The organism is Sphingorhabdus sp., from assembly GCF_044357595.1.
Classification (GTDB): Bacteria; Pseudomonadota; Alphaproteobacteria; order Sphingomonadales; family Sphingomonadaceae; genus Sphingorhabdus_B.
Genome location: NZ_JBIKPH010000143.1, coordinates 1 through 6,034, shown reverse-complemented (window position 1 = coordinate 6,034; position 6,034 = coordinate 1). Strand labels below are relative to the sequence as shown.

Here is a 6,034-nt window from a genome sequence, read left to right as displayed (position 1 = left end):
TCGGCTCGATAAAGACCACCACGCGCCCATCTTCATGCGCCAAGCGAACGCACTCGCGCAGCATGGCAGGCGCATCCGATGCGTTTGACGGACAGGCGACGATGATGCCAGGAATATCGGTGAGAACAGCAAGGCTATTGTCGTTATGGAAATGCCCGCCAAAACCCTTTTGATAGGGTAGACCTGCAATGCGTATGACCATCGGGTTGCGATATTGCCGGTTTGAAAAGAAAGACAATGTCGCCGCTTCGCCGCGGATCTGGTCCTCCGCATTGTGCAGATAGGCCAGAAACTGGATTTCGGGTATCGGCACAAAAGCATTATGCGCCATGCCATTGGCAAGGCCCAAAATCGTTTGTTCATCCAACAATGTGTCGAAAACGCGGGCCGCGCCGAACTTCTCCTGCAACCCTTGCGTCACGCCATAGACGCCGCCCTTGCGCGCGACATCCTCACCAAAAACGGCGACATTGGGATATTGCAGCATGATGTCGGCGAGCGCAAAGTTAATGCTTTTTGCCAATGTGACAGGCTTGGCCAAATTACGCGCGTCCTTGGCAAACATAACATCGCGCCTAGCGGCATCTGGCAAGGGCGGCGACGACTTCGTGCCCTTCTCTGGTTCAATCGAGGCTATTACCTCAGCAACAGTCCCCAAACGCGGCTTGGCCAATGCATCAAGCGCGACCCGCTCCACCCGTGCACGCATATCTTCATAGCGGGCGACTATCTCCAGGCCCGACATCCCAGCCTGTTCATGCAAAATGCGCGCGCTGTGCAGCAACGGGTCTTGCGCCTCGGCGGCTTCAATCTGCGCGATGGGTGCATAGCTTAATTCGACGTCGGCGCCTGCATGCCCCATTAAACGGATGGTCTGCATATGCAGGAAAACGGGTTTACGCCGCATACGGGCGAACGTGACCGCCTCTTCGCACCCGCGCAACGCATCATTTAGGTCAGCGCCGTCGCATCTGACATAATGCAGGGCAGGACGATTGGCGAAATTGGCAGCAATCCAACCGCCCGGAGTGCGCACAGAGATCCCGATGCCGTTATCTTCGCACAGAAAGACGATCGGCATGGGCAAATGCTGGTACGCTGCCCAGCATGCCGCGTTGAATGCACCCTGCGATGTAGAATGATTGGCAGACGCATCGCCGAACGAACATAGGATGACAGAGTCATGCGGCAGGACTGCATCGGCGAGTTGCAACCGCTGCGCCATTCCCAAAGAATGCGCCGCACCAACTGCCTTAGGCAAATGCGAGGCAATAGTGCTCGTCTGCGGCGGCACAAACGTATGCGCGCATCCCAACACCTTATGCCGCCCGCCCGATATTGGGTCATCTGCCGACGCGGCAAAGGACAAGGCCATGTCGTGCAATGGCGTAAGCCCGCCTGCCTGCTTTTTGCGCTGGATCAGGAATGCGGCGTCGCGATAATGCAGAAACGCCATATCATTGGCACGTGTTGCTGCGGCCATGGCAGCCGTCCCCTCATGGCCAGAACTACCAATAGAATAAAATGTCTTACCCTTTGACCGCCGCGCCCAAAGATCGAGATGGCGGCTCATAATCTGGCTATCGAACAAATCGACAAGAATATGCGGGGCAAATGATTGGGATGCCGCGTTGTTGCGCGAAGCTGGAAAATCATGCGCAGCGACGCGGCGGGAGAAAGCCTCGTCCAGTATCGTGGGGCGATCAAACATAGCCTCAGTTGATGAACGTCTTAGTGCATAAAAGCCACAACAAAGTGATATTTTCAATCGCACAATTAAATTGCTGGATTTGTCAAATTTCAGCGATAGAAAAGTTATCTTTAAAGAGTTTCTTCCCGAATTGTCCCAACCGGGAAGCGTCAAGAGCGCCGCCAACCATATATGAGCAGCAAATGCCAATAGGTTGTCGGTTACAAGAAGGAGAGAGAAATGCGTCGTTTTAATCGTGTAATTACCGCTGCTTTGTGTAGCACTATATGCAGCGCAATGCTGGTGCCCGCAGCTTACGCCCAGACAGCTCAATCTAGCGACGACAGTGGGGATGAACCCATCATCGTGACCGCAACGTTGCGCGCAATGGACGTGCAAGACATTCCGCTTGCCGTGACCGCAGTCGCGCCTGAAGCTTTGGAGCGTCAGGGTGTCAATGACATCAAGAACCTGGCATCTATTTCGCCAAGCTTTAACATCCAGTCATCGCAGACCGAAACGCAGGGCACATCGATCAAGATCCGTGGCGTCGGCACCACCGGCAACAACACTGGCCTTGAAAGCTCGGTCGGCGTATTCATCGACGGTGTCTATCAGTCACGTCCCGGTGTAGCATTGGGTGATCTTGTCGATATCGAACGGCTTGAAATTCTGCGTGGTCCTCAGGGTACATTGTTCGGTCGCAACACGTCGGCTGGTGCATTGAACGTCTCCACAAAACGCCCTAGCCTATCGACCACCGAAGGTTTTGTGAATGCCAGCTATGGCAATTATAATTTCATGAACTTGCAGGGAGGTGTTAGCCTTCCAGTTGTGCAAGATGTCGCTGGTGTTCGGCTTTCAGGCACATGGCGCAAGCGCGACGGATATCTAAAATCCCCCACAGGCGCCGAAAGCAATGACCGCGACCGCTATATGCTGCGCGGCCAGCTGTATATCGAACCCAATGCCGATGTGAGCATTCGCCTGTTGGCCGATTATGCCAAAACTGACGAACAATGCTGCGAAGCCGTTATTGTTCGCGAAACCGAACTTGCGCCTTTCTCAGCCTTCCACGGCCTAGCAAGCGATGGCGTAGACCAGTCCGGATTGAGCGCTCTCAAGAATTTGTCGATCAACGGCGGTCCTTACAAGAACGGCTCTAAGCAATGGGGCACCTCGGCCGAATTGAAATGGGACTTGGGTGGCGCAAAGCTGACCTCGGTTACTGCATATCGTAAGTTTGATTCGAGTTCGACAACGGTCGGTGGCTTCACCGCCAACGACACCTACACGGTCGGTAATGGTGCACGCACATCGCGTCCCGGAATCTTGCCGTCGGGTGACCATATCAAAACCTTTACGCAGGAATTGCGCTTGCAGGGCACGGCGGTTAACGATCGTGTTGATTGGTTGGTCGGTGGATTTTACTCCAGTGAGAAAATTCGTGCTGACCAGACAATGACACTGAACGCTGATTTCCAACGCACTGGCAGCGCGTTTAACTTTGCCAATGCGGCGGGGGTCAACCCATTGTTCGCGCTGACCGCGCTCGGCAATGCCGGTGTCCCAGTCAATGCTAATGGCAACTATGCCGAAAACCGGTTCCTGCAGGACGCAAGCAGCTACTCGGTGTTCACGCATAATGTCATCAGTTTCACAGACAAGCTAAGCCTAACGCTTGGCGCGCGCTACGTGAATGAAACCAAGGACGCATCATTCAACCAGCTTGCTGGAACGACCGGTGCAGGTGCCAGTGCATGCCAGGCAAGTGTGAATGGTGTGTTGACTGGTGGCGTTCCTGCGCCACTTCGTGCGGGTATGATTGGCATCAACTGCTTCCCATTTGCAACATCGGTTGCCCTTACTGCTCCGGCAGCTGTGGGTGGCGGTCTTGCCAGTGCGAAACTGCCGTTGCCGCGTGTGTGGGCTCAGGAATTCAAGGACGATGAGATCACCTACACGGCGCAACTTGGGTACAAGGCGAACGAAGATCTTTTGTTCTACGCCGGTTACAGCCATGGATTCAAATCGGGTGGCTTTAACCTTGATCCGCAGTCGGCAACCTTGCAGAACTCGGCAGCGATTCTTGCCGGCTTGGCAACACCGGGGGGTCCGGTAATTGTTGCTCCGGTTTATGCAGACCCAAGCTTTAAATCGGAAAAGGTCAACCAGATCGAAGTCGGTGTAAAGGCAACATTGTTTGGAAGCATCAAGGCCAATTTGGCTTTGTTCGATATGAAAATGAGCGACTTCCAGGTGCTTGAATTTACAGGTGTCCAGTTCCTGACCTTCAACGTCAATTCGGCGCGGTCGACGGGTGCTGAACTAGAGTTGTTTGGTAAGTTGAGTGATAACATCTCTGCGAATGTCTCGGCAACATATGCCAATGCGCGCTATCCGAGCAACTGCGCGGATGGTGTAGCAGCCGCAGCTCTCGGATCCACATTGCGACTTTGTGGTCAAGATCTAACGAACGCGCCTAAATTTGCAGGCGTAGTCGGTATGACTTACGATGGTCCTTTGAATGACTCGGGTTGGAGTTTGCTGGTCAACGGCAATGTGAACTATTCCGACAGCCGCACGACCCGGACAATCGATACCGATACGAATGGTCTGGCCGTTCCGTTGGCACGTCAGGAAAACTACTTCAAGATGAACGCACGCATCGGGCTTACCACGCCGGATGAACGCTACACCTTTGAACTATGGGGTACAAACCTGACGAACGAAATCACACGCGGGATTACGGCCAATACGCCACTTCGCGGCGGTGCAGGAACACGCTCGCTGATCGGTTTCGTGGAAGAGCCACGCATGTACGGTATGACCGTCCGCGCTAAGTTCTAAACAAACATTACAAACAAAAAGGGCGGTCTCCAATCCGGAGGCCGCCCTTTTTTTGTGCCTGTTGCTCTGGGGTTAAGCGGCTGCTTTATACAAGGTCTCGCCCTTGTCAGCCATATCGCGGAAGCTTTTGGGTGGCGCGAACCGGTTACCAAAACGCTGCGCCAGATTGTCGGCGGTGCGGACGAAATTCTCCAGCCCGACCGTGTCGATATAGCTCATCGGACCGCCGGTATAAGGCGCAAAGCCCCAACCAAAGATCGCGCCCAAATCTGCGCTCTGCGGGTCTTTGACCACATCTTCTTCAAAGCATTGCGCCGTGGCAATCAACTGGATGTAAAGTAGACGTTGCTTCACCTCTTCAACCGAGGGTTGTTCAGCGGCGAGCGGATAATGCTCCGCCATGCCTTGCCACAGACCAAGGCGTTCGCCCTTGGCATCATAATCGTAAAAGCCAGAGCCAAAACGACGTCCCTTGCGGCCAAGCTTGACTACCATCAACTCCATAAAGTCTTCGGTGCCACTTGGCTGATACGCGTCACCCAATTCCTTTTTGGTCGACTGCATCACGTCATACCCGAGTTGCAGCGTCGTTTCATCAAGCAACGCCAAAGGACCTATGGGCATGCCAAGCGACTTGGCCGCGTTTTCAATCAAAGCTGGTGTAACGCCCTCCGTCACCAGCTTCATCGCCTCACCCATATACGGCGGGAAAACGCGGTTGGTGAAGAAGCCGCGGACATCCTTGACCACAATCGGCGTTTTCTTAATCTTGGCATTATAATCGAACGCTGCCGCCAAGGCACGTGGGCCCGTCAATTCGCCTGGAATGATTTCGAGCAGCGGCATTTTTTCAACGGGTGAAAAGAAATGCAGTCCAACGAACAACTCCGGCCGTGACGAATTTTTGGCGAGGCCGGTGATCGGCAATGTCGACGTGTTCGAAGCGAACACGACATCAGGGCCAATTACGGCTTCGGCCTTCTTGATAACGTCTGCCTTTACATCGGGACGCTCAAAAACAGCCTCAATGATAAGGTCGACATCCTTTAGGTCGTCATAATTGTCCGTCGGCGTGATGCGCGCCATGAAAGCATCCCCAGCTTCCTTGGTCATCTTGCCACGGCTGACGGCCTTGTCGATGATCTTGCGGCTATAATCGACCGCCTTGTTGGCATCTTCCAAGCTGCGGTCGAGAACGACAACGTCCATGCCGCCCTTAACGGTGACATGCGTAATGCCCGACCCCATGAGCCCGCCACCCAACACGCCAACCTTTTTGATCTCAACCGGCGGGACGCCTGCAGGGCGGCCAGCGCCCTTTTCAGCAGCCTGCTTGTTGATGAACAAGGTGCGGATCATGTTCTTCGCTTGGCTACCCGAAAGCAGCTTTGTGAAATATTTGGATTCCACACGAAGCGCGGTGTCGAACGGCAGGATAGAACCTTCATATAAACAGGACAAAATGGCTTTAATCGCGTCAAAATTGCCTTTGCT

At 54.1% G+C, this 6,034-nt stretch carries 3 protein-coding genes; 1 reads left to right on the top strand and 2 read right to left on the bottom strand.

Annotation, left to right across the window (positions count from 1 at the left end; translation table 11 throughout):
- Positions 1–1,711: thiamine pyrophosphate-dependent enzyme (locus ACIQ2T_RS11575; protein WP_397590950.1), on the bottom strand; the 1,711-nt coding region annotated here is incomplete at its 3' end.
- Positions 1,712–1,930: 219 nt separating this feature from the next.
- Between ACIQ2T_RS11575 and ACIQ2T_RS11570 the strand changes: the two genes are divergently transcribed.
- Positions 1,931–4,540: a TonB-dependent receptor gene (locus tag ACIQ2T_RS11570; protein WP_397590949.1), complete on the top strand. Its 2,610-nt coding sequence runs from the start codon at positions 1,931–1,933 to the stop codon at positions 4,538–4,540.
- A 72-nt stretch (positions 4,541–4,612) separates the two neighbouring features.
- On the opposite strand, the gene ACIQ2T_RS11565 is transcribed toward ACIQ2T_RS11570, so the two are convergent.
- On the bottom strand, positions 4,613–6,034 hold a 1,422-nt coding region (locus ACIQ2T_RS11565), incomplete at its 5' end, for a 3-hydroxyacyl-CoA dehydrogenase NAD-binding domain-containing protein (protein WP_397590948.1).